Raw genomic sequence first — 26,564 nt, 5'->3', positions numbered from 1 at the left:
GTATTGGCGGTCGGAGGCGCCCATTCCCTGCCAAAGGCCGCAATTTCCCGGCGGTTGGGCTTCTGGTGCGCCCCTCGGATTGCCACAACTCGACTTTCCTCAGCACCCAAGTCGCCGCACCCCGCATCCGGTCCTCGCCAGGCGCCCCCATGCCCGCGTCCTTGCCATGCCATCCCTCCCGCCCCCACCCACACAAGGCGGTCGGGAGTATCATGTGCCACTGAAAGCGCGGCCGCGATGTGGCATGACGCGAGGCACGGCATGACCGGCGGTCCTTCCTCCGCCGCGCCGCCCGCGCCAAGGTCTGCGATGGGGTGGGGGCATGGACGCCAACGTCAGTGGGGAACGCGGCAAACCGGGCGCACCTCCGTCGAGCGGGGGCGAGCGCCCCTCGCTCTCCACCCGCGCGTTCTCCATCCTCGCCGCCTGGCCCGAGGTCCCCACCGCGCACCGCACCGCGCTCGAGGCTGCGCTCACACTCGCCTCGCTCCTCGCCGCGACCCTCCTCGGCTTCTGGTTCGACTCCCTCGACATGGGCGAGGCTCCCATCGTTATCATCTACGTGCTCTCCGTCCAGGTGGTCGCCTTGGTCACCACGCGCCGCCTCCACTGCGTCATCGCGACCGCTGCCTCGGTCCTGCTCTTCAACTACCTCTTCATCGACCCCCGCCTCTCCCTCCACGCGTGGGGCCCGCAGTACCCCGGCGCGTTCGCGGTCATGGGCATCGTCGCCCTGTTCTCGAGCACCCTCGCCATGAGCCTGCGCCACCACGCGCACCTGGCCCAGGAGAACTCCCGCCTCATGGCGTTCCTTCTCCAGACCGACCACCTGCTCCAGGACTGCGCCTCCGCGGACCAGATCGTGGATGCCGCCGGCAGGCAGCTCGCGGCGCTGCTCCGCCGGGATGTCGTGTGGTACGAGGCGACCGACGGGGGCCTAACTCCGGTTCGCTTTTTCAGCCCGGCCGCGGGCGAGGGGACGGTGGGGGAGAAGCCCGGACCATCCGGCTGTGGCGGGGACCGCATGGGTTCGGGAGGTGCCCATCCCACCGCGGTCGCGCCACGGGCTCCGGTCCCTGCCCCAGCGCACCCGACCCAGGCGAGCCTCCCGCCGGACGTCCCCCTCGAGCTCCCCGTCGCCATGCGCGCGCTGGAGAACGGCGTCCCCGCCGGCAGGGGCACGGACGGCTTCTCGGCCGCCTCCGGCCTGTACGCCCCCGTCGGCGATCCCCACCACCCCGACGGCGTCATGGGGATCATCGTGGGGGACCACGACCTCACCCCCGGCCAGCGCGACGTCGCCATGGCGGTCCTAGGCGAGACGGGCCTCGCGCTCGGTCGCGAGCGGGCCACCCGCGAGCGTCAACGCGCCGAGCTGCGCGCCCGCAACGAGCAGCTGCGCGCGGACCTCCTGCGAGGCATCTCGCACGACATCCGCACCCCGCTCACCTCGATCAGCGGCAGCGCCGACGTACTCCTCTCGAGTGGCGACCGGCTCGCTCCCAGCGAGCGCGACCGCCTGCTGAGGGGGATTCGCGACGACGCCACGTGGCTGGTCGCGACCGTCCAGAACCTCCTCGCCATCACGCGGCTCCAGAGCGGCGGCATCCGCCCCAACCTCGACCTCGAGCTCATGGACGACGTCGTGGAGGAGGCCCTGCGTCACATCGACCCGCGTGTCGCCCGCCACCGGCTCACGGTGGAGCCGTCCCGCGGGGTGTGCCTCGTAAGGGTGGATGCCAGCCTCATGGTGCAGGTGGTGGTCAACCTGGTGAACAATGCCGTCAAGCACACGCCCGACGGCTCCTCGATTGTCATCTCCCTGCGCCGCGAGGGGGACTCCGTGGTCACGAACGTGTGCGACGACGGGCCCGGCATCCCCGCCGCCGACCGCGAGCGCGTGTTCGACTCGTTCTATACTGTCGGTCGCGAGCGCGCCGACGCCGGGAGGGGCTTCGGCCTCGGGCTCTCGCTCTGCAGGTCGATCGTGACGGCGCACGGGGGGACCATCGGCGTCGGGGCGCGCCAGCCGCACGGCAGCGCGTTCTGGTTCCGCCTCCCCGCGTGCGAGCTTCCGGGAGGTGACGGCGATGAGCCAAGGGGATAGCCTGGGGGAGAGGGGCGCCGCCGCGCCTGCCGCCCGTCCCGCCGGCACCGGCCGACCCGACGCCCCCGCTCCTGCCGCCGCGCCCACCCTGCTGGTCGTTGAGGACGACCCCGAGGTCCGCAACCTGGTGTCGACCGCGCTCGATGCCAACGGGTACCGGCACCTCTGCGCCTCCACCGGCCGCGAGGCCATCGCCAGCGCAGCAACCAACTCCCCGGACGTCGTGCTCCTGGACCTCGGCCTCCCCGACATGGACGGCGTCGAGGTCGTCCGCGCCATACGTGGCTGGTCCAAGACCCCCATCATCGTGGTGAGCGCCCGCTCCGAGGACTCGGACAAGATCGCGGCGCTGGACGCAGGCGCGGACGACTACGTCACCAAGCCCTTCTCGGTCGGCGAGCTCCTCGCGCGCGTCAGGGCGACGCTCCGCCACCTGAGCTACCTCGACGAAGCGGTCTCGTCCCCTCGCCAGGCGTCTGCGCAGTCGCGCTTCGAGGACGGCGACCTGCGCATCGACTACGATGCGGGCGTGGTCACGCTCTCTGGGAGCGAGGTCCACCTCACCCCCACGGAGTACCGCCTGCTGTGCCTGCTCTCCCACAACGTCGGCAAGGTGCTCACCCACCAGCTGATCCTCCGCGAGGTGTGGGGCGACCAGTCCGGCGCCGAGCTCGCGTCGCTCCGCGTGACCATGGGGTCGCTCCGCAAGAAGATCGAGGCTGATACCGCCCACCCCCGCTACATCCAGACCCACGTGGGCGTGGGCTACCGCATGCTCGAGGTGGGGGAGAGGGGCTGACCCCCGTCCCCCGCGCCCGTCCCGCCGGGTGCCAACGTGCCGGCCCTCAGGTGGGCGTGTCGCGCGGCTCGTGCCTGACCGCGTGTCCCTGCCCGGGGCCCTGCCGTGGCGGCGCGCAAGCTCCGGCCCAACGTCCTCCCCCTTGCCAGCCCCCATCGCGGTGGCGTCGGCGTGCCACGCGCGCTGGGCGAAGGACCGCACAAATGTCACCCAACGCCCTCACCTGTGGCTTTTATACCATCCTTATGCCGCGCTAATGACCCCCTTATGCTGGGCGTATGCCAAATCGCGCCACCTCCGTGCCATCGCGTTCTAACGGTTCGAAAGCGGATAGCCTTTCCTTCGAAAGGCGGCGGCTGCCGCCAGTGTGCACCGCTTAACCGCAACGGTGGGGCGGCGATAGACGAAAGGAGGGCCTTCGTTGGAAGCCTCAGAAGGGGCGACGTCCTCGCCAATCGAGGGGATAGCCCGGCTGACGCCCGATAAGGTCTTCTCGGCGATGGGGACGGCACGGGCGGGTCTCACCGCCGGCGAGGCGTCCGCGCGCCAGGGGCGCTATGGAAAGAACGTCATCCAGTCCGCGAAGAAGAAGTCGCAAGTGCTGGTGTTCCTGTCGAACTTCACGCACCTCATGGCGATCCTGCTGTGGGTCGCCGGCATCATCGCCTTCGCGGCGGGGATGCCCGAGCTGGGTGTGGCCGTGTGGCTCGTCAACGTCATCAACGGCTGCTTCAGCTACTGGCAGGAGCACCAGGCCGACAAGGCGACCGAGGCGCTTAAGAAGATGCTCCCCTCGTACGTCAGCGTCATCCGCGACGGGAGCGAGCAGAAGATCCTGGTCGAGGACCTGGTCCCCGGCGACGTGATGCTGCTCGAGGAGGGGGACAAGGTCTCGGCCGACGGCCGCGTGGTCCGCGCCAACGGCCTGCAGATTGACCAGTCCACGCTCACGGGCGAGTCCAACCCCGTGCGCAAGACCTCCGACGCCGTGCTGGAGGAGGGCCTGACCCACGCGGAGACGCCCAACCTGGTGTTCGAGGGCACCTCGGTGTCCGAGGGCAACGGCCGCGTGGTGGTCACCAACATCGGCATGTCCACCGAGTTCGGCAAGATCGCCAGCCTGACCCAGAACATGGAGGAGAAGGAGAGCCCGCTCCAGAGGCAGCTCGACCACCTCACCAAGCAGATCACGGTGTTCGCGCTGTGCATGGGCGTCGCGTTCTTCGCGCTGGACGTTGCCTTCGTGCACAACGGCCTGGCAGCGTCGTTCATCTTCGCCCTCGGCATGGTCGTCGCATTCATTCCCGAGGGGCTGCTGCCTACCGTCACGCTGTCGCTCGCCATGGCCGTGCAGCGCATGAGCAAGCGCAACGCACTGGTAAAGTCGCTCTCGTCGGTGGAGGCGCTGGGTTCCACGAGCGTCATCTGCACCGACAAGACGGGCACCCTCACGCAGAACGAGATGACCGTCAACCATCTGTGGACCCCCGCAAGGGAGTACGAGGTCACGGGGGTGGGCTACGCCCCCAGGGGAGAGATCCGCGCCGACGGGCGCAGCTACCAGGCTGCCGACGACGATGACCTCCGCATCCTCCTCACGGGCTCCGCCCTGTGCTCCAACGCGCGCCTGATCGCGCCGGAGAAGGAGGGCGGCCGCTACACCGTGCTGGGTGACCCCACCGAGGCCTGCCTGCTGGTCTCCGCCCAGAAGGGCGGCCTCGACCTGCAGGAGGAGCAGCGCCGCATCCCGCGCGTCCGCGAGCTGCCCTTCGAGAGCCGCCGCAAGCGCATGTCCACCATCCACCAGCTCGAGCGCCCGCTCGACGGCGCCACCCGGGTGGCCTTCGTGAAGGGTGCCCCCAACGAGGTCGTGCGCCTCTCCACCAAGGTGCGCGTGAACGGCGAGGTCGTCCCCATGAGCGACTCGCTCCGCAGCCGCATCATGAACGCCAACGACGGCTACGCCGAGGACGGCCTGCGCGTGCTCGCGCTCGCCTACCGCCCGATCCACCGCGACGAGGGCGGCGTGCCCGCCTCCGTGAGCGAGTACGACCCCCAGACGATCGAGCGAGACCTCACCTTCGTGGGGCTCGAGGTCATGCAGGATCCCCCGAGGCCCGAGGTCGCCGCTGCCGTGGAGGAGTGCCGCCGCGCCGGCATCCGCGTGGTCATGATCACGGGCGACTACGGCCTGACCGCCGTCTCCATCGCCCGCAAGATCGGCATCGTGAGGGGTAGCCACCCGCGCGTGTTCTCCGGGCCGGAGCTCGAGCGGACCTCCGACGAGGAGCTGCGCCGCGCGCTCAGGGGCGAGGTCGTGTTCGCTCGCATGGCGCCAGAGCAGAAGCTCCGCGTGGTCGAGAACCTCCAGGCGATGGGGGAGGTCGTCGCCGTAACGGGCGACGGCGTCAACGACTCTCCCGCGCTCAAGAAGGCCGACATCGGCGTCGCCATGGGCATCACGGGGACCGACGTGGCCAAGGAGGCCGCGGACATGATCCTCACCGACGACAACTTCGCCTCCATCGTGAGCGCGGTGGAGGAGGGGCGTGCGGTCTACGCCAACATCCGCAAGTTCATGCTCTACATCCTCAACTCCAACGTGCCCGAGGCCGTGCCCTCCGCGGTGTACCTGCTCTCCGGTGGCGCCGTGCCTCTGCCCCTCACCACCATGCAGATCCTGACCATCGACCTGGGCACCGACATGCTGCCCGCCCTCGGCCTGGGATCCGAGCCGCCCGAGGCGGACGTCATGAGCCGCCCGCCGCGCGACCCCAACGAGCACCTGCTCAACGCGCGGGTGATGCGCAAGGCCTTCCTGTGGTACGGCCTGCTCGGGGCGGTCTCGTCGCTCGGCGCGTTCTTCTTCGCGCAGGCTGCGGCGGGCTGGGTTCCCGGCGCCAGGATGTTCGGCGTGGGCGCCGACCTGGACCCCGTCTACGTGCGCTCCACCACCATGGCGCTCGCTGCCATCGTGTTCTCGCAGATCGGCGAGGTCATGAACTGCCGCACGGAGGTCTCGTCGGTGTTCTCCGTGGGCCTGCTCTCCAACAGGCAGGTTGACAAGGGGATACTGTTCGAGGTGGCGCTCATCGTGCTCATCACGCTGCTCCCGCCCCTCCAGGGCGTGTTCCACACCTGCCCGCTCACCGCACAGGACTACCTGTTCCTGGTGCTGCTCCCGCCCGCCGTCCTCCTTCTGGAGGAGGGGCGCAAGGCAATCGTGCGCAGGCACGGGCACTACGACCGCAATGGCGTCAGGGCTGACGCCGCAAGTGAAAGGTAGGACGCCATGAACGTTATCGTCGTCGGCCTCGGCCGCATGGGCACGGGCCTGGCGAGGAAGCTCGACCGCCAGGGCCACAACGTCTGCGCCGTGGACCAGGACCCCGAGCGCCTGGAGGAGCTGGGGGAGGGCTACACCGGCAGGAAGGTGGTCGGCGTCGGCTTCGACCGCGACGTGCTCGCCAAGGCGGGCATCGACCGGGCAAGCGCGGTCGTCTCGTGCACCACGTCAGACGAAGCCAACATCATCATCGCCCGCATCGCACGCGACGCGTACCGGGTGCCGCGCGTGATCGCGCGCATGTACGACGTCACCAAGGCCGAGACGTACCGACGCCTGGGCATCCAGACCATCTCGACCACCGACTGGGGCGTGCGCCGCGCCTGCGAACTGCTCACCTACAACCAGCAGGAGAGCGTGTTCCAGGTGGGCACGGGGGAGGTCCAGATCGTGCGGGCGGACGTGCCCGCGCTGCTCGAGGGCCATCCCGTAAGGGAGCTCACCGCCGTGGGCGAGGTCAAGGTCGTCGCGGTCTCGCACAACAGCGAGACGTTCATCCCCACCCAGGGCACGGTGCTCGGCCACGGCGACGTGGTCTACGCCGCGGTCGCGTCGAGCGCCGCGGGGAAGTTCGCCCGCATGCTCGGCAAGAGCGAGTAGGAGGCAGAGATGCAGATCATCATCGTGGGCGGCGGCAAGACCGGGTCGTACCTGGCCCCCATCCTCAAGGGCGACGGCTCGTCCGTCGTCGTGGTCGAGAACCGCCGCAGGGTCGCGGAGAAGTTCCAGGCAAACCTGCCCGACCAGCGCGTCATCGTGGGGAACGGCACCAGCCCCGAGGTGCTCGAGCGTGCCGGGGTCATGGGCGCGGACGTCGTGATCGCCGCCACCGGAAGCGACGAGGTCAACCTCGTGGTCTCGACCCTCGCCAAGGTCGAGTACCAGGTGCCGCGCGTCGTCGCACGCGTCAACAACCCCAGGAACTCGTGGATGTTCAACGAGTCCATGGGCGTGGACGTGGGAATCAACCAGGCGGACCTCATCGCGCGGTCGGTGCAGGAGGGTCTCGACATGGAGGACGTCTTCACCATCATGCGGCTGGGAAAGGACGACCACGCGCTGGTGCAGGTGGAGGTGCGTCCCGGCTCGGGTGCCGTGGGCCGTCGCGTGAGCGACCTCTCGCTTCCCGACCAGACGGTCATCATCGCCATCGACCGCGCGGGCGACATAATCGTCCCCAACGGCGACACCGGCCTCTGCGAGGGGGACAACGTGCTCGCCTTCACCAGCGAGGGCGCACGGCAGGAGCTGCGCCGCGCGCTGGCGTAGCGCCACTCCGCAGCAGGGCGCGGAAAGCGGCCCCGTCGTCATCCCGACGGCGGGGCCGTCCCATGTCTAAACCTCTGGCGCGTCGCGCGCCCGCATCCCATGCCCTTGGGACCGCTCCGCCCGATCCCAGCGTCCCGACCCGTCGTACCCCCTCGCGCAAAGCTGTGGCAATTGCACGTAGATGCCAACTTTGGGCTATATTGAGGTGCGATTGCGACGGCTCGCCCATGGCCCGCGCGCCGCAGCCCCAAAGGGGCAACAGTCAGGACAAGCACACAACATATAGGAAGGGCTCGCCCGATGACCCTAGCCGAACTGTTCAGCCTGCTGAGGAAGCACCTCCGCTTCGTGCTGCTCCTCCCCATCGTCATGGGAGTGGTCGTTGCAATCGCGGCGTTCCTCATGCCCAACGAGTACACGGCGTCCACCACCATGTACGTCCTGTCGCGCAACGACACAACGGAGGGCACCAGCTCGGGCTCCCAGTACAGCGACCTCTCCGCCGCCCAGATGATGACCCAGGACGTGGCGACCATCGCCGAGTCCGACCGAGTCAAGCAGGACGTGAGCAAGCAGCTTGGCATCAGCAGCCTATCCGGCTACGACGTCGATGTCACCAGCGCCACCACCACGCGCGTGCTCACGATTTCCGTCACCGGCAAGGACGCCAAGCGCGCGGCCGACATCGCGAACGCATACGCGAGCGACCTCCAGAGCGTCACCCAGTCCGTCATCGGCACCCAGTCGGTCAACGTGATCGACCAGGCGTCCACCCCCGAGATCCCGTCCGGCCCCAAGCGCCCCCTCTACATTGCGGTCGGCCTGCTCGCGGGCCTCTTCGCCGCCATCGCGATCGTGGTGGTCCAGGACATGATGGACACCCGCGTCAAGAGCTCCGAGGACGTGGAGCAGCTGCTCAACGTCCCCGTGGTCGGTCACTTCCCCAAGCTGGAGAGGATGTAGGCAATGGCAATCTTCAACAACAGGGGCAACGAGGCCGAGGACGCCCAGCGCTCGGTCGGCAACGCGGCAAAGACCCTCCTCGCCAACATCCGCTTCATGGGGGTCGACAACCCCATCCGAACCATCGCCATCACGTCGTCCGTGCCCAACGAGGGCAAGACCTTCGTCACGCGCAACCTGGCCATGGCAATCGCCACCTCCGGCAAGAGCGTGCTGCTCGTGGAGTGCGACCTCCGCCGCCGCTCCATGGCCAACTCTCTTGGCGTGCATGGCCGCAACGGCATCTACTCCGTCATCTCCGGCCAGGTGCCCCTTGCGGACGCCGTGGTAAAGACGCAGGTGCGCGGCTTCTTCTTCCTGGACGCCGAGCCCCACATCCCCAACCCGTCCGACGTCCTCGGCTCCCGTCACTTCGCCAACTTCGTGCGCGAGGCGAGCGAGGCGTACGACTACGTCCTGTTCGACACCCCTCCCGTTGGCACCTTCGTGGACGCCGCCGTGCTGGGCGCCCAGGTCGACGCCGTGTACATGGTGGTGCGCGAGCACTTCGTGCGCAAGGCGGAGGTCGCGGCGGCGGCGGAGCAGCTCCGCCACTCCAACTGCAACCTCGCCGGCGTAATCATGAACTGCTGCGAGACCAAGCACAACGACTACTACTACCGCTACTACAAGGACGAGGACAAGGCGGAGGGTCCCAAGCTGCAGGTTGCGGCTCCCGAGCAGCGCCCGGCTCGCCCCGAGCGTCCGGCACGCCGTCCCCAGCCCGCTGATGCTCCCAACCCGCCCGAGCGCCCCGCCCGTCCGAAGAAGCCGGCGCCCAAGGCCCAGAAGCCCGAGGACACCTCCGCGTTCCTCAACATGGCGCGCGCGTCCCGCGAGGCAGCGGGGCGTGTCGCCAAGGCCGTGCCCGCCCGTCCCGCCGTCGCGCAGGCCCAGCAGGGGAGGAGGGGCTCCAAGCAGGCAGCCCAGGGCGGCGTCTACATCCCCAAGTCCTACGACGACGAGGCGTAGCTCAGCATGAGGGACCTCCACTGCCACATCCTCCCCGGCGTCGACGACGGGGCGGCAGACCTGGACGAGTCGCTTCGCATGCTCCAGGCCGCAAAGGCAGCCGGCGTCACGTCCATGGTGTGCACCCCGCACTGCCGCAAGCCGTACTTCGACTTCAAGGCCATGTGGTACGCGTTCTACGAGTTCGAGGACGCGGCGGATGGCTTTCCCGTCAAGATGGGCTTTGAGGTCAACTACGAGAAGCTTATGGAGCTGGGCATGCAGTGGGCCCAGTCCCTGGCGTTCGACAACGAGCCGACCTTCCTCCTCGAGCTTTCGGTGGGCGCCAGCCCCAGCCGCTTCGGCGACTACGAGCGCACCATCTTCGAGCTCCAGGGCATGGGCTACCAGGTGATCATCGCCCACCCCGAGCGCTACATGGCCATCCAGAGGGACGTGTCGCTGGCGCAGGAGCTCGTGGACATGGGCTGCGAGCTCCAGGCGTCCGCCGACTTCATCGCCGGCGGCAGGCTGGGGGCCGAGAAGCGCCCTGCCATCAAGATGCTAAAAAGCGGTCTGTATAGCTATATCGCCAGCGATGCGCACTGCCCGGAGCATTACCGGCTTCTCGCGAAGGCCATACATAAATATGGCTCTTACCTGCGATAAGTTACCATTCGGCAAGTAAAAGCGTTTAATATACCGTCGTGTGGGAAACGGGAGAAGATGCGACTTTCGGTTGTTATACCCGGGGTCAAAAAGTAGACTTTTCAGGGTGCTGGGAAGAGCACAAACAAACAACTTGCATCTATAGGTTCGATCCCGTGGGATTGTGGGCCTGCATTGGTCCATGCTGCTGACATGGGAAGAGAGGCCTCCCCAAAATATGCCGGGGGGGGGTTCGTGGGAATGGTGACGCAGCAAGCAACAGCTACGGGTGACGCGGCGGAATCGGGGTTACAAAACAGCAAGTCCTGGGAGTCCGCATCCGCGCATGTGGTGATGCCCGAGTCGAGCTTTCATAACAACGGGGGCGAGACGGAGCATAGTGATGCGCCCGATCAGGCAACCTACGAGGCGGCTGAGCGGCTTGCCCACAGGTACGGGTTCCGCTTTGTCAAGCGTCTCTTCGATGTCGCGTTTAGCCTGCTCGTGCTGGCGCTCTTCTGGTGGCTCTACCTCATCGTTGCCATCGCCATTTTCGTGGATGACCACGGTCCTGTGTTCTTCAGGCAGGAGCGCGTCGGTAAGGATGGCAGGCACTTCTACATGTGGAAGTTCCGCTCCATGTACGTCGATGCCGAGGACCGCCTCGCTGAGCTCAAGGACCTCAACGAGAAGGATGGCCCCGTCTTCAAGATCAAGGACGATCCGCGCGTCACGAGGGTCGGTCACTTCATCCGCAAGACGAGCCTGGATGAGCTCCCTCAGTTCTTCAACGTCATCAAGGGGGACATGTCCATCGTCGGTCCTCGTCCGGCCATTCCAAGGGAGACGAAGCTCTACAACGAGCGTCAGAGGCAGCGACTCCTGGTGAAGCCGGGCATCACCTGCTACTGGCAGACGCGCCGCAACCGCGATGCAATCAGCTTCGACGAGTGGGTAGACCTGGATCTTCTGTACATCAAGCAGTGCAGCGCTAGGGCCGACTTCAAGCTCATCATCCAGACCATCGGTGTGGTGCTCACTGCCCAGGGGAATTAGTCTGGTTCATACGGTATTTAATGAGGGGATAGCCCTATGCAGCATGTTTTTATTATTGGTTCAAAGGGAATTCCTGCCTGTTACGGTGGGTATGAGACATTTTTGGAAAAGTTGACCGAGAATCAAAAGTCTCACGACATAAAATATCACATTGCATGCGCCGAAGACAAGGCTTCTGAAGTAGGGGAGTTTGAGTACAACGGAGCTCAGTGCTTCAAAGTGCTAAGAAAGCCTATTGGCTCTGCGCAAGCCATAACATATGATATCGATGCTTTCAAATATTGTCTGAAATATATTCAAGAGAACAATATTTCACATCCTATCGTATATGTGCTTGCCTGTCGTATTGGACCGTTCGTAGGCAGGTTTGCAAAGCGCTTGCATTCTCTCGGCGGAATATTGATGGTGAATCCGGACGGACATGAATGGATGCGTGCGAAATGGAGCCTTCCGGTACGACATTATTGGAAGGTTTCCGAGTGCGGGATGGTGAAGCATGCTGATTTGTTGGTATGCGACAGCAGAAACATTGAGCAGTACATACACGAAGAGTACGCAAGCCTTAAACCACAGACAACATTCATCGCCTATGGAGCCGACATTAAGCGTTCCACGCTTTCAGATCACGATCAGAAGTGGACGGAATGGCTGAAGGAGCATGGGCTCAGTCCTTTTAATTATTATCTGGTAGTTGGTCGTTTCGTACCTGAAAATAACTACGAAACAATGATACGCGAATTTATGCGGTCTAATACTAAACGTGAGTTTGCTCTGGTAACGAACGTTAACGAAGCCTTCTTGGAAGAACTGGAGGAGAAGACCCATTTCCAGGAGGATTCACGAATTAAGTTCGTAGGGGCGATTTATGATCAAGAGCTATTAAAGAAGGTACGTGAGAATGCCTTCGGATACTTCCATGGCCATGAAGTTGGAGGCACCAATCCGAGTCTTTTGGAAGCTCTTGCTTCCACGAGGCTAAACTTGCTTCTTGACGTGGGCTTTAATCGTGAGGTTGCCGAAAATTCGGCTCTTTACTGGACGAAGGAATCAGGAAGTCTGTCAAGCCTGATTACACACGCTGACAGGCTATCAAAGGATGATATTGAGAAGCTAGATGCCGCCTCTACCAGACGCATCGAGACAGAATACTCTTGGCCATATATCACTGATCTCTATGAGACTCTCTTCCTCACTATCAGTGGCGAGGAATGAACTTCTTCAATTGCAGAACTCCGAGGGTGTTGATCTCAGATAGGAGCTGTTCATTTTTATGAAGGGAATCATCCTCGCTGGCGGCAGCGGGACCCGCCTGTACCCGCTCACCACCGTGACGTCGAAGCAGCTGCTCCCCGTCTACGACAAGCCCATGGTCTACTACCCGCTCTCCACGCTCATGCTGGCGGGCATCAAGGACATCCTCATCATCAGCACCCCGCACGACCTCCCCAACTTCAGGAGGCTGCTGGGCGACGGCTCCGACTACGGCGTGAGCCTCTCCTACGCCGAGCAGCCCGAGCCCAACGGCCTGGCGCAGGCCTTCGTGATCGGGCGGGAGTTCGTGGCGGGCGGCCCCTGCGCCCTGGTGCTGGGCGACAACATCTTCTACGGCAACGGCCTGGGGCGCCACCTGAGGCGCGCCGCCGCCTCCGCCGAGGCGGGCCGCGCCACCGTCTTCGGCTACCGCGTGGACGACCCCGAGCGCTTCGGCGTGGTGGAGTTCGACGGCGACTACAACGCCGTCTCCATCGAGGAGAAGCCGGAGCACCCCAAGAGCAACTACGCCGTCACGGGCCTCTACTTCTACGACTCGCGCGTGAGCGAGCTCGCCGCCAGGGTCGAGCCCTCCGCGCGAGGCGAGTACGAGATCACCGACCTCAACCGCATGTACCTGGAGGACCGCACCCTCGACGTGGTGACGCTCGGGCGCGGCTACGCCTGGCTCGACACGGGCACCATGGAGTCGCTCTACGAGGCGGGCGAGTTCGTGCGCACCGTGGAGAGGGCCCAGGACCTGCCGGTCTCGGTCCCCGAGGAGATCGCCTACGAGAACGGCTGGGTCTCCCGCGAGCGCCTGCTCGCCTGCGCCGAGCGCTACGGCAAGAGCGACTACGGCAGGCACCTGCGCATGGTCGCCGAGGGCGGCATCGTGCCCAGCGGGAAGATGGGGGAGTAGTGGCAATGGATAACACCTTCGAGCCCAAGAACATCATCGTTACTGGAGGGTGCGGCTTCATCGGTAGCAACTTCGTGCGCTGGGTCGCCGAGAACCATCCAGAGACTCATATCACCGTTCTGGACAAGCTTACCTATGCAGGGAACCCAAAGAATATCGCCGGGCTCCCCGATGCTCAGGTTGAGCTCGTCGTTGGTGATATCTGTGACGGTGAGTTGCTTGACCGCATCGTTCCTGGGCATGATGCGATCGTCCACTATGCAGCAGAGTCTCATAACGACAACTCCATCCTCGACCCTGAGCCGTTCGTGCAGACGAACGTGATGGGGACGTATCGCCTCCTTCAGGCTGTCCGCAAATTCGACGTGCGCTACCACCACGTTTCTACAGACGAGGTCTATGGGGACCTCGCGCTCGGCGAGCCGAGGCGCTTCGAGCCGGGCGACCCCTACAGGTCCAGCTCGCCGTATTCCTCCACGAAGGCATCCTCCGACCTCCTGGTGCGTGCCTGGGAGAGGACCTATGGCCTCAGGGCCACGATCTCGAACTGCTCCAACAACTACGGCCCCTACCAGCATGTGGAGAAGTTCATACCGAGGCAGGTCACGAACATACTCTGCGGCATCCGCCCCAAGCTCTACGGCACGGGGGAGAACGTGCGCGACTGGATACACACCGAGGACCACTCCCGCGCCGTCTGGGACATCCTCACCAAGGGCACCATCGGCGAGACCTACCTCATAGGCGCCAACGGCGAGAGGTCCAACATCGACGTCCTGCGCGAGATCCTCTCCCTCATGGGGCAGCCCCAGGACGCCTTCGACTGGGTACGCGACAGGCCCGGCCATGACAGGCGGTATGCTATCGACCCGACGAAGCTGGAGGAGGAGCTCGGGTGGAGGCCGCTGCACAAGGACTTCTCGGAGGGCCTCGCGCAGACCATAGAGTGGTACCGCACGCACGAGTCCTGGTGGCGCCCTGCCAAGGAGGCCACCGAGGCCAAGTACGCGGCGCAGGGGCAGTAGGAGGTTAGCGTGTCCGACATCGAGTTCGAGAAGGACCTCAGGGTCGAGGAGACCGGCATCGAGGGGCTCAAGGTGGTGGAGCTCAGCGTCCACGGGGACTCCCGCGGATGGTTCAAGGAGAACTGGCAGCGGGCCAAGATGGTCTCGCTCGGCATCCCCGACCTGCGCGTGGTCCAGAACAACGTCTCCTTCAACGCGGAGAGGGGCGTCACGCGCGGCATCCACGCGGAGCCCTGGGACAAGTTCGTGTCGATTGCCACGGGCTCGGTCTTCGGGGCCTGGGTCGACCTCAGGCAGGGGAGCGAGACCTTCGGGAGGGTCTTCACGGCCACCCTCGACCCCTCCCGCGCCATCTATGTCCCCCGGGGCGTCGGCAACTCCTTCCAGGCGCTGGAGGACGGCACCGCCTACACCTACCTCGTGGACGCCCACTGGTCTGCGGAGCTCAAGCGCACCTACACCTTCGTGAGCCTGGCGGACCCGGAGCTCGGCATCCAGTGGCCGATCCCGCTCTCGGAGGCCACGCTCTCCGAGGCGGACCTGCACCATCCGATGCTTGCGGACGTTGTGCCCATGGCCCCGAGGAGGACGCTCGTCACGGGATGCAGGGGGCAGCTCGGGCGCGCCGTGAGGGCGCTCGCCGAGGAGCGTGGCATCGCGTCCTCCTTCGACTTCTGCGACATAGACACCTTCGACATGTCCGACCCCGGGGCCTACTCGCGCTACGACTGGGACCTCTACGGCACCGTGATCAACTGCGGGGCCTGGACGGCAGTGGACAAAGCCGAGACGCCGGAGGGCCGCATCTCCTGCTGGAAGGCCAACGCCCAGGGCCCGGCGCTGCTCGCACGCACGTGCGCGGAGCACGGCATCTGCCTCGTCCACGTCTCCTCGGACTACGTCTTCGACGGCACGAGGGAGGTGCACGACGAGGACGAGCCCCTCAGCCCCCTCTCCGTCTACGGGCAGTCCAAGGCGGCGGGCGACCTCGCCGTGGCGGGATGCCCGAGGCACTACGTCCTGCGCTCCAGCTGGGTCATAGGCGACGGGCGCAACTTCGTGAGGACCATGGTCGGGCTCTCGGACAGGGTCGCCGATCCGGGCGATGCCCTCGGCCATGTCACCGTGGTGGACGACCAGCTGGGGAGGCTCACCTTCACGGAGGACATGGCCCGCGCGATTCTCCACCTGCTGGACACGCATGCGGCATACGGCACCTACGACTGCACCGGCTCGGGCGCGGTCAGGAGCTGGGCCGACGTAGCACGTGCGGTCTTCGAGCAGAGGAACGGCAACGGCGCCGCCGTCCGCCCCGTCTCCACCGCGGAGTACTATGCATCTGCGAAGGGCCCCATAGCTCCCAGGCCGGTGCACTCCGCCCTCTCGCTCGCGAAGCTCGAGGCAACGGGCTTCCACATGCCCGACTGGGAGCAGAGCCTTACGAGCTATCTTTCCGAGTTGATGTCCGGGAGATGCTAGCGACTAATGAGCGACTTCAGAGCTATATGGGATAAGGTTGGCGGGGCCGACGTGGTGCACCAGGTGTTCAGTGAGCATATGGTGATCTCTACTGGGCTCGCGACCCTCGCTTGCGGGACATCCCGCAAGGGGCTCGAGATTGTGCGCGAGGTCATGAGCCTCAAGCTCTATCGGCGCATCCGGCAGAAAATGGCGAGTGACCTGCCTGAGCTCAGGGAGCGTGTGGAGCGAGAATACGCAGACTCAACCGTGTTGCACAACGATATCGTGTGGACGCTCTGGCTGCAGGGCGAGGACGAGGCGCCAGAGATTGTGCGGGTCTGTCTCGCCAGCATGCGGAAGCATCTGACAGGTAAGCGGATTGTAGTGCTGGACGAGGGAACCATGCTTGACGACGTGACCTTGCCCGAGCACGTGCTGCAGAAATATAAAGCCGGCACTATCACTCGTACACATTTCTCTGACCTGCTGCGTCTGGAGCTACTCACGACCAGAGGCGGCACGTGGGCAGATGCTACCGTGTGGCTTTCCGGTACGCCCGCTTCATACGTGACGGATTCTAACCTCTTCATGTTCCAGAGCATGAAGCCGGGGCTTGATGGTAAGAGCCTGTGTATGTCCTCCTGGCTCGTGACAGCACAGGCGCCGAGCAGGATTCTTCTTTTGGCGCGCAACCTTCTCTACCGCTACTGGGAGCGCTACGACGCCATGGACGACTACTTTCTGGTGCATTACATGCTGCAGATTGCCATAGACGAGTATCCCGAGGAGTGGAGGTGCGTCCCGCCTGCCCCCAACTCGACGCCGCACGCGCTGTTGCTAAGGTTGGGCGACCCCTTCGACCAGCATGTCTTCGATGCCGTGTGCTCGCAGACCGCCGTTCACAAGCTGACGTATAAGGGGCTTGATGGCATGTCCTGTGGGGGGACGTATCTGGGTCGGATTCTGGGTGGTGGCGAGCGATGAGAGTCCTCATACTCGGTGACGCGCAGGGCAACAGCGGACCCTCAAACGTGCATAAGGAGCTCCTGAAGCATTGGCCCAGGCAGGACGAGGTTGACTTCGTCCGCGCGCAGGACAGGGTGGGCTTCATCCGGGAGGGGCTGGCGAAGGGCCGGAAGGCCGACGTCGTTTTGTCGCCGCTACTGAACTTCGCGATGATCTGCACGCAGGACGCGCTGCGCCTCATGGGGAAGCCCGTCGTGTGCTTCAACCACGGGTACGTGGCCTTCGAGAACGAGATCAACGCGCTTGGCCACTCGCAGTGGTGGGTGAACAGATACAAGGCGGCGCTCCGTAGCGCCAACCTGGTGGTGGCGAATTCCGCCCTGCAGGAGCGGTTCGTGCTCAGCTACCAGCCCGAGCTCGAGGGCAGGATGGCCCACATCCTCCTCGGCATCGAGCGGTTCGAGCAGGAGGAGCCGTGCCCTGCGGATGGTACCCCCATCGTTTCCGTGAGCGGGGGCTCCAGGGCAATCAAAGGCAACGACGTCGTCGCCAGGGCCGTCGGCATCCTGCGTTCCCGCGGCACCGACTGCCGCCTCAGGGTTTATGGTTGCGTCGACGCGGATATGCCCTGGCTCTCAGAGCTGGAGAATGGCGATGCGTCGCGAGTGATGGGGCAGGTTGACCACGGCAGGTTTGTTGACGGCCTCAACCAGAGTAGCCTCTTCGTTATGGACTCGCGGCACGAGCCCTTCGGGCTAAGCGCTCTTGACGCCCTCAGGGCGGGCTGCTCGGTGCTCATCTCGAAGGACTGCGGAGTGCTCGAGGCGCTCAGCCCGAAGGGCTCCGACGTGATCAAGGACTGCGAGAACGCAGAGGAGGTCGCCGAAAAGATGGCCTACCTGCTGGAGCATTCCAACGCGAAACGACTCTACGAGTCCATCAACTTCGATGCGATGAGCTGGGACGTGCAGGTGGGTAAGCTGCGGGATATGTGCGTAGAAGTAGCCGCGCGGAAGGGCGGCGCGAGATGAGCCACAGCCTTGCGATCATTGTTCTAGTATACAATTCCGCCGATGACGCCCGCATTTGCGTCGACAGGCTGGTCTCGTTCGGCCGTGACTGGCATGTCGTGGTCGTGGACAACCAGTCTCCGGACGGGTCGTTCGGCATCCTCTCGGAGGCCTATGCTGGCATGCCTAACGTTGACGTGGTCCAGACAGGCGAGAACCGCGGTTACAGCGCCGGCAATAACTTCGGCATCCGCTACGCCATGCGGGAGTACGGCGTTGACACCGTCTCGATTATGAACCCAGACGTCCTCATGCCCGATGCGTTCGTACTGGACGGTCTCGTGGATCTCCTCTGGTCCCATGGCTGCTGCCTCGCCGTGGGCGGGCAACCCGTGAACCACCTTGAGGGCGACAATGCCTGGCCCTCCAGTTGGGCCCTGCCGACCGACCGGGAGGTCGTCCTCAACCATTGCCTGATCCACCATGTGGGCCGGCGTGATGATGCGGTCGAGGTTGCGCCGGAAATCTACCAGGTTGACTGCGTTGTCGGCTGCTACTTCGTGGCCAAGGCGGAGCCCTTCGCAGGGCTCGGTCTCCTGGACGAGAGCGTCTTCCTCTACAACGAGGAGAACATCCTGGGCATGAGGTGCCGCCGCGCGGGTTGGAAGCTGCTTGTTGACAAGAATCAAATCTACTACCACAACCACAGGAACGTGGCGAGAAAGAATACGCTGCGACAGAAGATAGCGACCTCCCGAGGAGGCTATCGCTCGCGGCGCTACTTCGCGAGCAGGTACTACTCTACGGCTCTGGGATTTCCTCTCTGGTGCATGGAGGTCATAAACGAGGCCGTGATTATTCTCGGCTGGCTGCGGCACGACGCGTTCCGGAAGGGTTCGGGTGACGAGTAATGATCACGGTGTTCACTCCTACGTACAACAGGGCTTACTCGCTCCCGCGTACCTTCGAGTCGCTGCAGAGGCAGACTTACCGAGACTTCGAGTGGGTTGTCGTGGACGACGGTTCGACCGATGGAACGCGGGCGCTCTGCGAGAGCTTCGCTCGGGCGTCGACTTTTCCCATGCGCTACTACTACCAGGAGAACTCCGGAAAGCATGTGGCAATAAACCTCGGCGCGAATGTTGCGGAGGGGGGGTGGTTCCTCATCCTGGATTCGGACGACTGGCTCCCGGAGAGAGGGCTCGAGGTGAGCGCTAGGTACATCACCCAGATAGAGGATGACGGGCGGTTCGCCGGCGTTGCTGGGCTTAAAGGTACCGACGAGAACACCTTGCTGTGGATTAGGGGCACCTCACCGGACGACCTTACTGCAAAGGGTCGCCGCACGTTGGAGCGGGAGTACGTCGATTCCACAAGCAAGGAGTATCGCTACAAGCTCAGGATTCCCGGCGACCGCGCGGAGGTCGTGAGGACGGCCCTCATGAGGTCGCACCCCTTCCCTGTCTTCGAGGGGAATCGGTTCATGAGCGAGGGGCTACTATGGCAGGCGCTCTCGGACGAGGGTTACCTCTTCCGGTGGTTCAACGAAATCACCTATTGCGGGGACTACCTCGATGACGGGCTCTCCAAGAACGCCGGTACAGCGTACGCCGACAGCCCGAGGGGGACTGCATACCTAAAAAACTCGATGCTCGGTTCGAAGATTCCCCTCGTGCGAAAGCCGCGCGAGGCCGTGAGCTACATCCGCTATGGCCGTGCCGCTGGCGAGAGTGTCAGGCACTTGTTCTACACATGCAAGAAGAAGTCGCTGTTCCTGCCTGCTCTACCGATAGCGCTGGCACGGCCGGTGAGAATGAAATAGGAGATTGTCTTGGCGACTAGTTTGGAAGCGAGGGGGACGATGGCGTCGAGGAAGAGTCTGCTGAGCCCCGACCCGGCAGTGAGGGCAGCCAATCTTCTCCTGCTCTGTGTCGTTCTTGCCGAAAACGTGTTCGGTCTCATCGACGCGAACGCCATCAACGTCGCGGGCGTGATTAACATCGACCTCGTTTGGCAGATTCTTCTCCTCGTCATGTCCGTCGTGCTCTACCACAGGAGCCGCCGCGTGTCTGGCACGAAGACGAGCGCCGTGCAAGGCGTCCTCTTCGCGGCGCTGATTGTGATGTGCATTTTTGCGGCTTGGCGCTGCAACGCGTTGACGGGGCAGCCGTTCGTTCGTGGCATCCTCCCGCAGCGCGGGTTCATGGTGTGCGTTCTCGCCGCGATACTTCTGCGGAGACCGTTCAAGGCAGGGCTCGTGGATGGCAAGAGACTCTTCCAGGGTCTCATTATTCTCGGATGCATAGCCTCCGCGCTCTACCTCCTTCAGGCTCTCGCGGGGTCCTCGGTCACTTTCGTCCATGCAGCATCGAACGAGAGGTACGGGGGCATTCGCCTCTACATCAAAGGCGGGCTCTCCACCGTGTCGGGAATAGTCGGCCTCTGGCTGTGCCTGAGGGATGGGGACTGGCGCTACATCATCCCAACTGTTCTTGCGCTCGCCGTCACGCTATTCGTGAGCAAGGGGCGACTCGAGCTTGTCACCTACCTAGTAACCCTGCTCGTCCTCTTCGTCTTTTCTAGGGGCTCGGCGAGCATCAAGGTCCTTGTGGTGTGCTTCGGCTTCCTTGTGCTCATCCTCTTCTCACAGACCGAGATGTTCGGCCGGTTAGCTGACAGCTTCGTCAACGGCCAGGTCGGTGGCAGCGAGGACACCTCCTCAATTCGCGACGCCGGCCGGAACTACTACGACTTCGTCCTGCAGTCTACCGGTTCAACCTTTGTCGGGGTCGGGTATCCCTCGACGCTCTATCTTCCCGCCATCTCCATGGCGGGCTTCGACTATGGGTACTATCTCGTCGACAACGGCGTTTCCGGTTTCCGCTACGTGTACGGTGACCTCGGTGTGACAATCGTCGTGGCCTGTCTCGCCTTCGCAGTCTGGTTCTCTTGGAAGAACCGGAACGGCCACATACGAGCTGTCATCCTTGCATTTCTGATGTTTCTTGCGCTGCCGGCGGTCAACCTGGCCTGGTGGTGGAACACGTCGGACTGGCAGGTCCTGACAGCCATATTTGTATCGCTCGCCTGGATTCGTTCCGGCACCTGGTGCTCGAGGCTTGGGGGTGTGGCTCGTGCCTAGGAAGTTCGACCTCAACGTCCCGTCGAGCTCCATCAAGACCGCATCCATAGCGCAGATGGGCTCCAAGATAATCAATGTCATCGTGCAACTTGTCATCACCATGGTACTGGCAAGGTTGCTCACCCCCGCCGAGTACGGGACTGTTGCCGTGCTCACGGCGTTCGCCGGAATCTTTTCGATATTGGCTGACGGAGGCATCGCCGCCGCCATCGTCCAATCCCAGGATCTCGACGAGGATGACTACAGGAGGCTCTTCTTCCTGAGCCTGCTCATAGGGATCGTCCTTACGCTCGGGTTCTGCGCCCTCTCGGTGGGGGTGGCCTGGTTCTACGGGGACGCCGTCTACGTCCCGCTCGGCTGTCTCATGAGTCTGGGCGTCCTCTTTAACTCGCTCAACATGGTGCCCAACGGTATGCTAATCAAGGAACGCAAGTACAACCTCATCGCCGTGAGGCTCGTCGTATGCACTACAGTGGTCGGTGCCGTCGCGATACTGCTCGCCTTCCTCGGCTTCGGCTGCTACGCCATCGTGATGAATACTGTTCTGACCTCCCTCTTCATCCTTCTTTGGAACCTCGCGGGAACCCGTCTCAAGATGAGCGCTGGTGACGTTCGTGGCGTGGTTCGCAAGGTGGGCAGCTTCTCTGCCTTCAACCTGGGCTCCAGCCTCATAGGCTGGTTCGCCAACAACGCGGACTCCCTCATCGTGGGCAAGCTCTTCGGCGCAGAGGAGCTCGGCTACTACAACAAGGCCTACAACCTCTATGCGTACCCCCTTAACATCCTCACCATCCCCATCACCAGCACGCTGCTTCCGTTTCTGGCGCCACTTCAGGGTGACAGGGACGCCCTGTACAGAAAATTCATGGGGATTTTTCGCCGAATCTCGTTCCTAAGTGCCCTCTGCACGGCATGGATGAGTGTGTGCGCGGCGGAGGTGATTGTTATCCTCTATGGCGAGATCTGGGTACCTGCCATACCCCTCCTCACGACCCTCTCATTTGCGGTCTACTCTCGGGGAATCAACGGCTCCTTCGGAGCATTACTCACGGCGAAGGGCAGGTCCGACCTTCTCATGCTGAGTACCGGAGTTAATACCGTTGTTACAGTCGGGATGATTGCCCTGGGTGGGGTCATGGGCTCCGTAGAGTCTCTCGCAACCTGCGTCTCCATCGCCTACAACCTCGAGATCATCGCGCCGGTCCTGCTCTGTTCCAAGAAGTGCCTCGACATGGGGTTCTGGAGGTTCTTCTCCAGGCTCGTTCCGGACATAGTCTCAGTGCTCGCAGTCATCGGGCTGTCCAGCCTCATACCCTGGGATATCCAGAACGTTTTTCTTTCCGCCATCGTGAAGACCCTCTTCGTCGGCTGTGCGATGGTGGGCATCCGAGTCCTACTGGGGGAGCTCTTCTGGCGCGAGGGCATATCGACGATACTTCCGAGATAGGAGGGGCGATGACTAGGATGATATACAGTACGCGATGGGCCAAGCCGAGGGAGAGCACCTGGAGTGGTACCACCTGGCACCTCAGGCAGGCCCTCGCGAAGCGGTTCGAGATCGAGGACTTCGAGATTCCCGAGCTTCATGGGCCTGCTCTTTTTGCGCACAGGGTTGCTACGCACATGGGGCATCGCGATCTCGACTTGGCGACGATAAGGAACGGCAACCGAGAATTCCGCAGGAGTGTGCGGACGCGACCTGGCGACGTCGTTCTCCAGTTCGACGAGTGTCCGATGCCCGAAGGCGGTCGGTGGGGGGCGCTTCACTATGTTTATCAGGACAACTGCGTCGAGTACCTCTACCGGGCTCTCGAGGAGGGTATTCAGGATGTCGAGTGGCTCGGCCTCCGAGGTACGAGGCTCGTTGACGTGCGCAGGCGCCTAGAGAGTCAGCGTGAGTTCTACGGGAGGTGCGCGGGCATACTCACAATGGGGCGGTGGCTCGCGGACTACCTAGTGGACGAGTGCGGGCTGCCGCGAGAGAAGGTGCACCACGTCGGTGGCGGCAGCAACCTGCCGCCGAATGCCAGAGAGGGGCGCCATGTCTTCGATCCCAATGTGCCGGTGTTCCTCTTCGTGGGCCGCGCATTCGAGAGGAAGGGTGGACCGGAGGTGCTCGACGCCTTTAGGCTCGTGCGAGGTGAGATACCTGATGCGAGGCTGCTCGTCGCTGGGCCCGCCTCCGACCCGCGCCGTCCGGGCGACGATGGTGTCGACTGGCTGGGGGATTGCCCCGGCGAGCGCGTGGCCGAGCTTCTGTCCGAGGCCGACGCCTTTGTCATGCCGTCCCACTTCGAGGCCTACGGAATCGTCTTCGCCGAGGCCCTGTCGCGCGGTGTCCCGTGCATCGGCAGGGACGTCTGTGAGATGCCCCACTTTATCCGCGACGGAGCCAACGGGGCTCTTGTTCAGACCGACGATTCCTGGGGGCTCTCCCGGGCTATGCTGCGCTGTGTTCTGGATAGTTCCATTCGAGTCGGCGCCGAGAGCGGCTCCGGCGCCGCGAGGCGCGAGTACAGCTGGGACGCCGTGGCAGACAGGATTGCTGAGATCGTCAGCAACGACCAGAGGCTTCTGGGTGTCATTGCGGAATAGGAAGCGAGCAAACGATGAAAGTCGGAATCCTTACCCTACAGAGCTTCAACTATGGCAACCGACTGCAGAACTATGCCCTGCAACAGGCTCTTTTGAACATGGGTCACGACGTGCAATCTATCCGCAGGGTTCCCAATGGATACAGGGAGTCGGCAAGGAATACGGTACGAGATATTGTTAAGCGAGATAGCTATGCCAAGTTTCGATTCTTCAACCATCACTACTCTAGTGAAGATTCATGACAACGTAAACGTCACGAGTGACGTTTACTTCAACACCCACTTCCTCATGCAGCGTATGTTCGGCGTGGTTCCCGATTACTACCAGATGCTCCCAGAATCCGTCAGAAAGTCGAGGGGATATCCCTATTACTCCGGGGAGATCGAGGTCTTCGACAACTGCTTCATCGGCGCCAAGACCATTGTCATATACGGCGTGAAGATTTGCCCCAACACCATCGCTGGCACGGGTAGCGTCGTTACGAAAGAAGGCCATGAGGGTGCGGCGTAGAAGGAAATCCCGCGAAGGTGATATCCACGGTCGAGAAGGTTACCAGGAAGAGAGCTGCCCTGGCAGGCCTCTGATGCCACAAATACTACTGTTCTTAGCTGAGGAAAGCCAATGAGTGATTTGATTTCAACCGAGCCGCTTAGTTTCAAGGAAGCCCAGCAAGCATCCTTTCAGACGCTCGTGCAGCTTAACGAGGTTTGCGCCAAGCACGATTGCACCTATTCTCTAGCTTACGGCACTCTTATCGGCGCCATACGCGAGCACGGTCTCATCCCCTGGGACGATGATATCGATATCATGATGCCGCGCGCCGACTATGATCGACTGCGAGAGGTTTTTCTCAAGTCCGGTAACAGGATTGGCAACCTATCCTGGGTAGACTTCTACACTACCAAAGGATATCCTCACGCCATTGCTCGTATCTCGGATAACAGATATCGCCTGGTCTTCGACAACGAGGCTGATTACGAGATCGGGGCCTTTGTCGACATCTATCCCTTCGACAACGTGGGTGACGACGATGGCGCAGCCGTGGCCCTCCTTGCCAAGACGAAGCGCCTGGCCCAGCTGTGCTTCCTCTCGGGTAGGAAGAAGTTTGGGAAGGACAACACGCGCTCTGCTGCCAAGATGGCCGTGAAGGCCCCCGCCTATGCCGTTGCCAAGGCGCTGGGGACCAAGTACTTCATCGAGCGGCTGAACAAGCTCTGCGGGAGTCTCGGCGAGCCGGGAGGGAGGTATGTCGCCTGCTCCCTTTGGCCGGCCGGAGACAGCATCCCGCTTGAGAACAAGGTGTTTCCTGCAACCCTATTCGACACCATCGATTGCGCCATTGAGGGCGAGACCTTCCCTATCCCACGCGACTATGACGACTTCCTTTCGAAGACCTATGGGGACTATATGCGTCGTCCCGACCCGAAGGACAGGACGACCAACCACATGTACTCGGTGTACCGGAGTTAGTGGGCTGCCTTCCCCAAACGCGCCTTTATGTGCCTGACCGCCCACTTGTACGTCTCGATGAAGACGATGAGCCCAGCCACCGTGAGGCATGAGGCGACCACGAAGCTCAGCCAGCCGGTTGTCCCCGCGCTGCCGAAGACGTACAGCAGATGCGCCCTCTCCACCACGCGGAAGGAGAGCATCTGCGCGAGATAGAGCTCCATGGAAATCGAGCTCAGGTAGCGCACGGGGCGGCTGGCAAGGAACTTGCTGTCGTTCCCTATGGCGTAGGAGAGCCAAAGTCCGAAAAGCACGAGGCTCTTGAGGTAGAAGAGCTCTCCCCGGCTTTGCCCGGGAATCGCGTACCAGAGGACCGTGGCTGCAAGGCAAAGCACGAGCGCCGGGATGCGACGGCCCTCGCAAACCCTCGCGATGTCGTCCCGGTAGAGGTAGACGATCCCTCCCAGGATGAACAGCGGCAACACGTACAGGAAGCTGTGCCGCGGCGTGAACGAATTCGTCACAAAATATGGCGAGAAGAAGTACTGGTCCATGCAGACGACGAGCCACAGCGAGAGTGCAAGTGATGTCCAGGCACGCTTCTTCGACTTCATGAGCACGGTGAAAGCCGGAAACAAAAGGTAGAACAGGAATACTACGCCCAGGAACCACGAGACGCCGATTACGGAGACAGCATTGTTGGGCAGGAGGCCATGCAGAAGCATCCCTTCCACGGATGCCTCGTAGATGGCGTCTGGCGTGCGCTCCATGAGGATGTCGATCACGAGGAGCAGACCGAAGAACGGCAGGATTTTGCCATAGCGCCGTTTGTAGAAGCATTCGAGGTCAATTTCGCGGTTCTGGAAGCGGCGTAGGTAGCCCGCGCACATGCCGAAGCCGCTGATCATGAAGAAGAGGTACACCAACCACGTGAGCGACGGAATGAAGGTATCCCAGGCGAAACTGCCTGCAAGGTCATAGGATGTATTGGCTTGGACATGCATCAGGATGATGCCAATACACGAGAGGGCACGCAGTCCATCTATTGAGCCATAGTGTTTAGCTCGGGAGGTACTCGCCTGGAGGTCTTTTGGCATGGTGATGATTGCTCCTTTAATCAAAGTAAATCATTGGATGGATTATTAGTTTACACAACCACCGACCGAGGGATTTGCCCTGCTGACCAACACTCTGTTGAGGGACGTGGGGCCAACTAATCGTTATGCGTGCGTGACATACTGCGTAGCGCCCGTACCAGAAGGCGCGGACACCCTCGTCTATCGTGTGCCTGTCTGAGAGACGTGTTTGACAGTCTCTCGATTGCTCAGAAGGACAGGGCATCATTTCCTCCGTGGTCGTGAGGGGCTTTCATAGATGTGCGGGGATAGCACCCCCCAAGACCTACTAATGACGTTGCACCGCTCGAACCGCTGGGGAGAGTCGGTAAGGAAGATACTGAGTATGCCGCAGGTAGAGAGGATGTGCGACTTCCTGCCTGAGATGCATACGCCTAGGAAGCGAGGAGTGGCTCGACCCCTATCTGCGCTTCGTAGTCGTGGCGCTCG

The 26,564-nt window shown here is 62.9% G+C and carries 23 protein-coding genes; 22 read left to right on the top strand and 1 reads right to left on the bottom strand.

All coding sequences use genetic code 11. The annotated features are described in order from the left end of the window. Positions 1-322 precede the first annotated feature (322 nt). The 22 genes from FYJ68_RS04335 (at position 323) to FYJ68_RS04230 (ending at position 25,020) form a co-directional block, all read left to right on the top strand. Entirely contained in the window at positions 323-2,107 is a 1,785-nt protein-coding gene (locus tag FYJ68_RS04335) for a sensor histidine kinase (protein ID WP_154434305.1), read from the top strand. After that, entirely contained in the window at positions 2,091-2,906 is an 816-nt protein-coding gene (locus FYJ68_RS04330) for a response regulator (RefSeq protein WP_154434303.1), read from the top strand. The genes FYJ68_RS04335 and FYJ68_RS04330 overlap by 17 nt, the downstream gene beginning before the upstream one ends. A gap of 421 nt (positions 2,907-3,327) precedes the next feature. Further along, positions 3,328-6,192 (top strand): cation-translocating P-type ATPase, encoded by a 2,865-nt coding sequence (locus FYJ68_RS10350; protein WP_268233754.1) that lies wholly within the window; start codon positions 3,328-3,330, stop codon positions 6,190-6,192. Between the two features lie 6 nt (positions 6,193-6,198). Next, positions 6,199-6,852 carry a potassium channel family protein gene (locus FYJ68_RS04320; RefSeq protein ID WP_154434301.1) on the top strand — a complete coding sequence of 218 codons (654 nt, stop codon included), beginning with the start codon at positions 6,199-6,201 and terminating at the stop codon, positions 6,850-6,852. Positions 6,853-6,861: 9 nt separating this feature from the next. Further along, positions 6,862-7,521, top strand: coding sequence for a potassium channel family protein (locus FYJ68_RS04315; RefSeq protein WP_154434299.1), 660 nt, complete (start codon positions 6,862-6,864; stop codon positions 7,519-7,521). Between the two features lie 300 nt (positions 7,522-7,821). Beyond that, on the top strand, positions 7,822-8,484 hold the full coding sequence (locus FYJ68_RS04310) for a YveK family protein (RefSeq protein ID WP_154434297.1): 663 nt from the start codon (positions 7,822-7,824) through the stop codon (positions 8,482-8,484). A 3-nt stretch (positions 8,485-8,487) separates the two neighbouring features. Further along, positions 8,488-9,495, top strand: coding sequence for a CpsD/CapB family tyrosine-protein kinase (locus FYJ68_RS10345; protein ID WP_154434295.1), 1,008 nt, complete (start codon positions 8,488-8,490; stop codon positions 9,493-9,495). Between the two features lie 6 nt (positions 9,496-9,501). Beyond that, positions 9,502-10,143: a tyrosine-protein phosphatase gene (locus tag FYJ68_RS04300; RefSeq protein WP_154434293.1), complete on the top strand. Its 642-nt coding sequence runs from the start codon at positions 9,502-9,504 to the stop codon at positions 10,141-10,143. A 333-nt stretch (positions 10,144-10,476) separates the two neighbouring features. Continuing rightward, positions 10,477-11,178, top strand: a complete 702-nt coding sequence (locus FYJ68_RS04295) for a sugar transferase (protein ID WP_154434453.1) — start codon at positions 10,477-10,479, stop codon at positions 11,176-11,178. 36 nt (positions 11,179-11,214) lie between these two features. Next, positions 11,215-12,390 carry a beta 1-4 rhamnosyltransferase Cps2T gene (cps2T, locus tag FYJ68_RS04290; protein ID WP_154434291.1) on the top strand — a complete coding sequence of 392 codons (1,176 nt, stop codon included), beginning with the start codon at positions 11,215-11,217 and terminating at the stop codon, positions 12,388-12,390. A 58-nt stretch (positions 12,391-12,448) separates the two neighbouring features. Continuing rightward, positions 12,449-13,351, top strand: a complete 903-nt coding sequence (rfbA, locus tag FYJ68_RS04285) for a glucose-1-phosphate thymidylyltransferase RfbA (RefSeq protein WP_154434289.1) — start codon at positions 12,449-12,451, stop codon at positions 13,349-13,351. A 5-nt stretch (positions 13,352-13,356) separates the two neighbouring features. Next, positions 13,357-14,376, top strand: coding sequence for a dTDP-glucose 4,6-dehydratase (gene rfbB, locus FYJ68_RS04280; RefSeq protein ID WP_154434287.1), 1,020 nt, complete (start codon positions 13,357-13,359; stop codon positions 14,374-14,376). A 9-nt stretch (positions 14,377-14,385) separates the two neighbouring features. After that, positions 14,386-15,855: a sugar nucleotide-binding protein gene (locus FYJ68_RS10465; protein WP_326832221.1), complete on the top strand. Its 1,470-nt coding sequence runs from the start codon at positions 14,386-14,388 to the stop codon at positions 15,853-15,855. 6 nt (positions 15,856-15,861) lie between these two features. Then, positions 15,862-16,821, top strand: coding sequence for a capsular polysaccharide synthesis protein (locus FYJ68_RS04270; RefSeq protein ID WP_154434285.1), 960 nt, complete (start codon positions 15,862-15,864; stop codon positions 16,819-16,821). Then, a complete protein-coding gene (locus tag FYJ68_RS04265) occupies positions 16,818-17,834 on the top strand; it encodes a glycosyltransferase family 4 protein (protein WP_154434283.1) in 1,017 nt (338 codons plus the stop codon). The genes FYJ68_RS04270 and FYJ68_RS04265 overlap by 4 nt, the downstream gene beginning before the upstream one ends. After that, a complete protein-coding gene (locus FYJ68_RS04260) occupies positions 17,831-18,724 on the top strand; it encodes a glycosyltransferase family 2 protein (RefSeq protein ID WP_154434281.1) in 894 nt (297 codons plus the stop codon). Before FYJ68_RS04265 ends, FYJ68_RS04260 begins: the two co-directional genes overlap by 4 nt. Beyond that, complete coding sequence (locus FYJ68_RS04255) at positions 18,724-19,635, top strand: glycosyltransferase family A protein (RefSeq protein WP_154434279.1); 912 nt, start codon at positions 18,724-18,726, stop codon at positions 19,633-19,635. Before FYJ68_RS04260 ends, FYJ68_RS04255 begins: the two co-directional genes overlap by 1 nt. Positions 19,636-19,674: 39 nt before the next feature. Beyond that, a complete protein-coding gene (locus FYJ68_RS04250; protein WP_154434277.1) occupies positions 19,675-20,955 on the top strand; it encodes a hypothetical protein in 1,281 nt (426 codons plus the stop codon). Further along, positions 20,948-22,402: a lipopolysaccharide biosynthesis protein gene (locus FYJ68_RS04245; RefSeq protein ID WP_154434275.1), complete on the top strand. Its 1,455-nt coding sequence runs from the start codon at positions 20,948-20,950 to the stop codon at positions 22,400-22,402. Before FYJ68_RS04250 ends, FYJ68_RS04245 begins: the two co-directional genes overlap by 8 nt. Positions 22,403-22,410: 8 nt before the next feature. After that, on the top strand, positions 22,411-23,550 hold the full coding sequence (locus tag FYJ68_RS04240; protein ID WP_154434273.1) for a glycosyltransferase family 4 protein: 1,140 nt from the start codon (positions 22,411-22,413) through the stop codon (positions 23,548-23,550). 228 nt (positions 23,551-23,778) lie between these two features. After that, positions 23,779-24,060, top strand: coding sequence for an LbetaH domain-containing protein (locus FYJ68_RS04235; protein ID WP_154434271.1), 282 nt, complete (start codon positions 23,779-23,781; stop codon positions 24,058-24,060). Between the two features lie 111 nt (positions 24,061-24,171). Beyond that, complete coding sequence (locus FYJ68_RS04230; RefSeq protein ID WP_154434269.1) at positions 24,172-25,020, top strand: LicD family protein; 849 nt, start codon at positions 24,172-24,174, stop codon at positions 25,018-25,020. Here the strand turns inward: FYJ68_RS04230 and FYJ68_RS04225 are convergent. Then, positions 25,017-26,096, bottom strand: coding sequence for an acyltransferase family protein (locus FYJ68_RS04225; protein WP_154434267.1), 1,080 nt, complete (start codon positions 26,094-26,096; stop codon positions 25,017-25,019). The genes FYJ68_RS04230 and FYJ68_RS04225 overlap by 4 nt on opposite strands. Positions 26,097-26,564 lie beyond the last annotated feature (468 nt).

This window comes from Olsenella porci (assembly GCF_009695875.1).
Lineage (GTDB): Bacteria > Actinomycetota > Coriobacteriia > Coriobacteriales > Atopobiaceae > Olsenella_H > Olsenella_H porci.
Note: the sequence above shows the minus strand (reverse complement) of the source record. Positions and strands in the feature narration are given on the sequence as shown.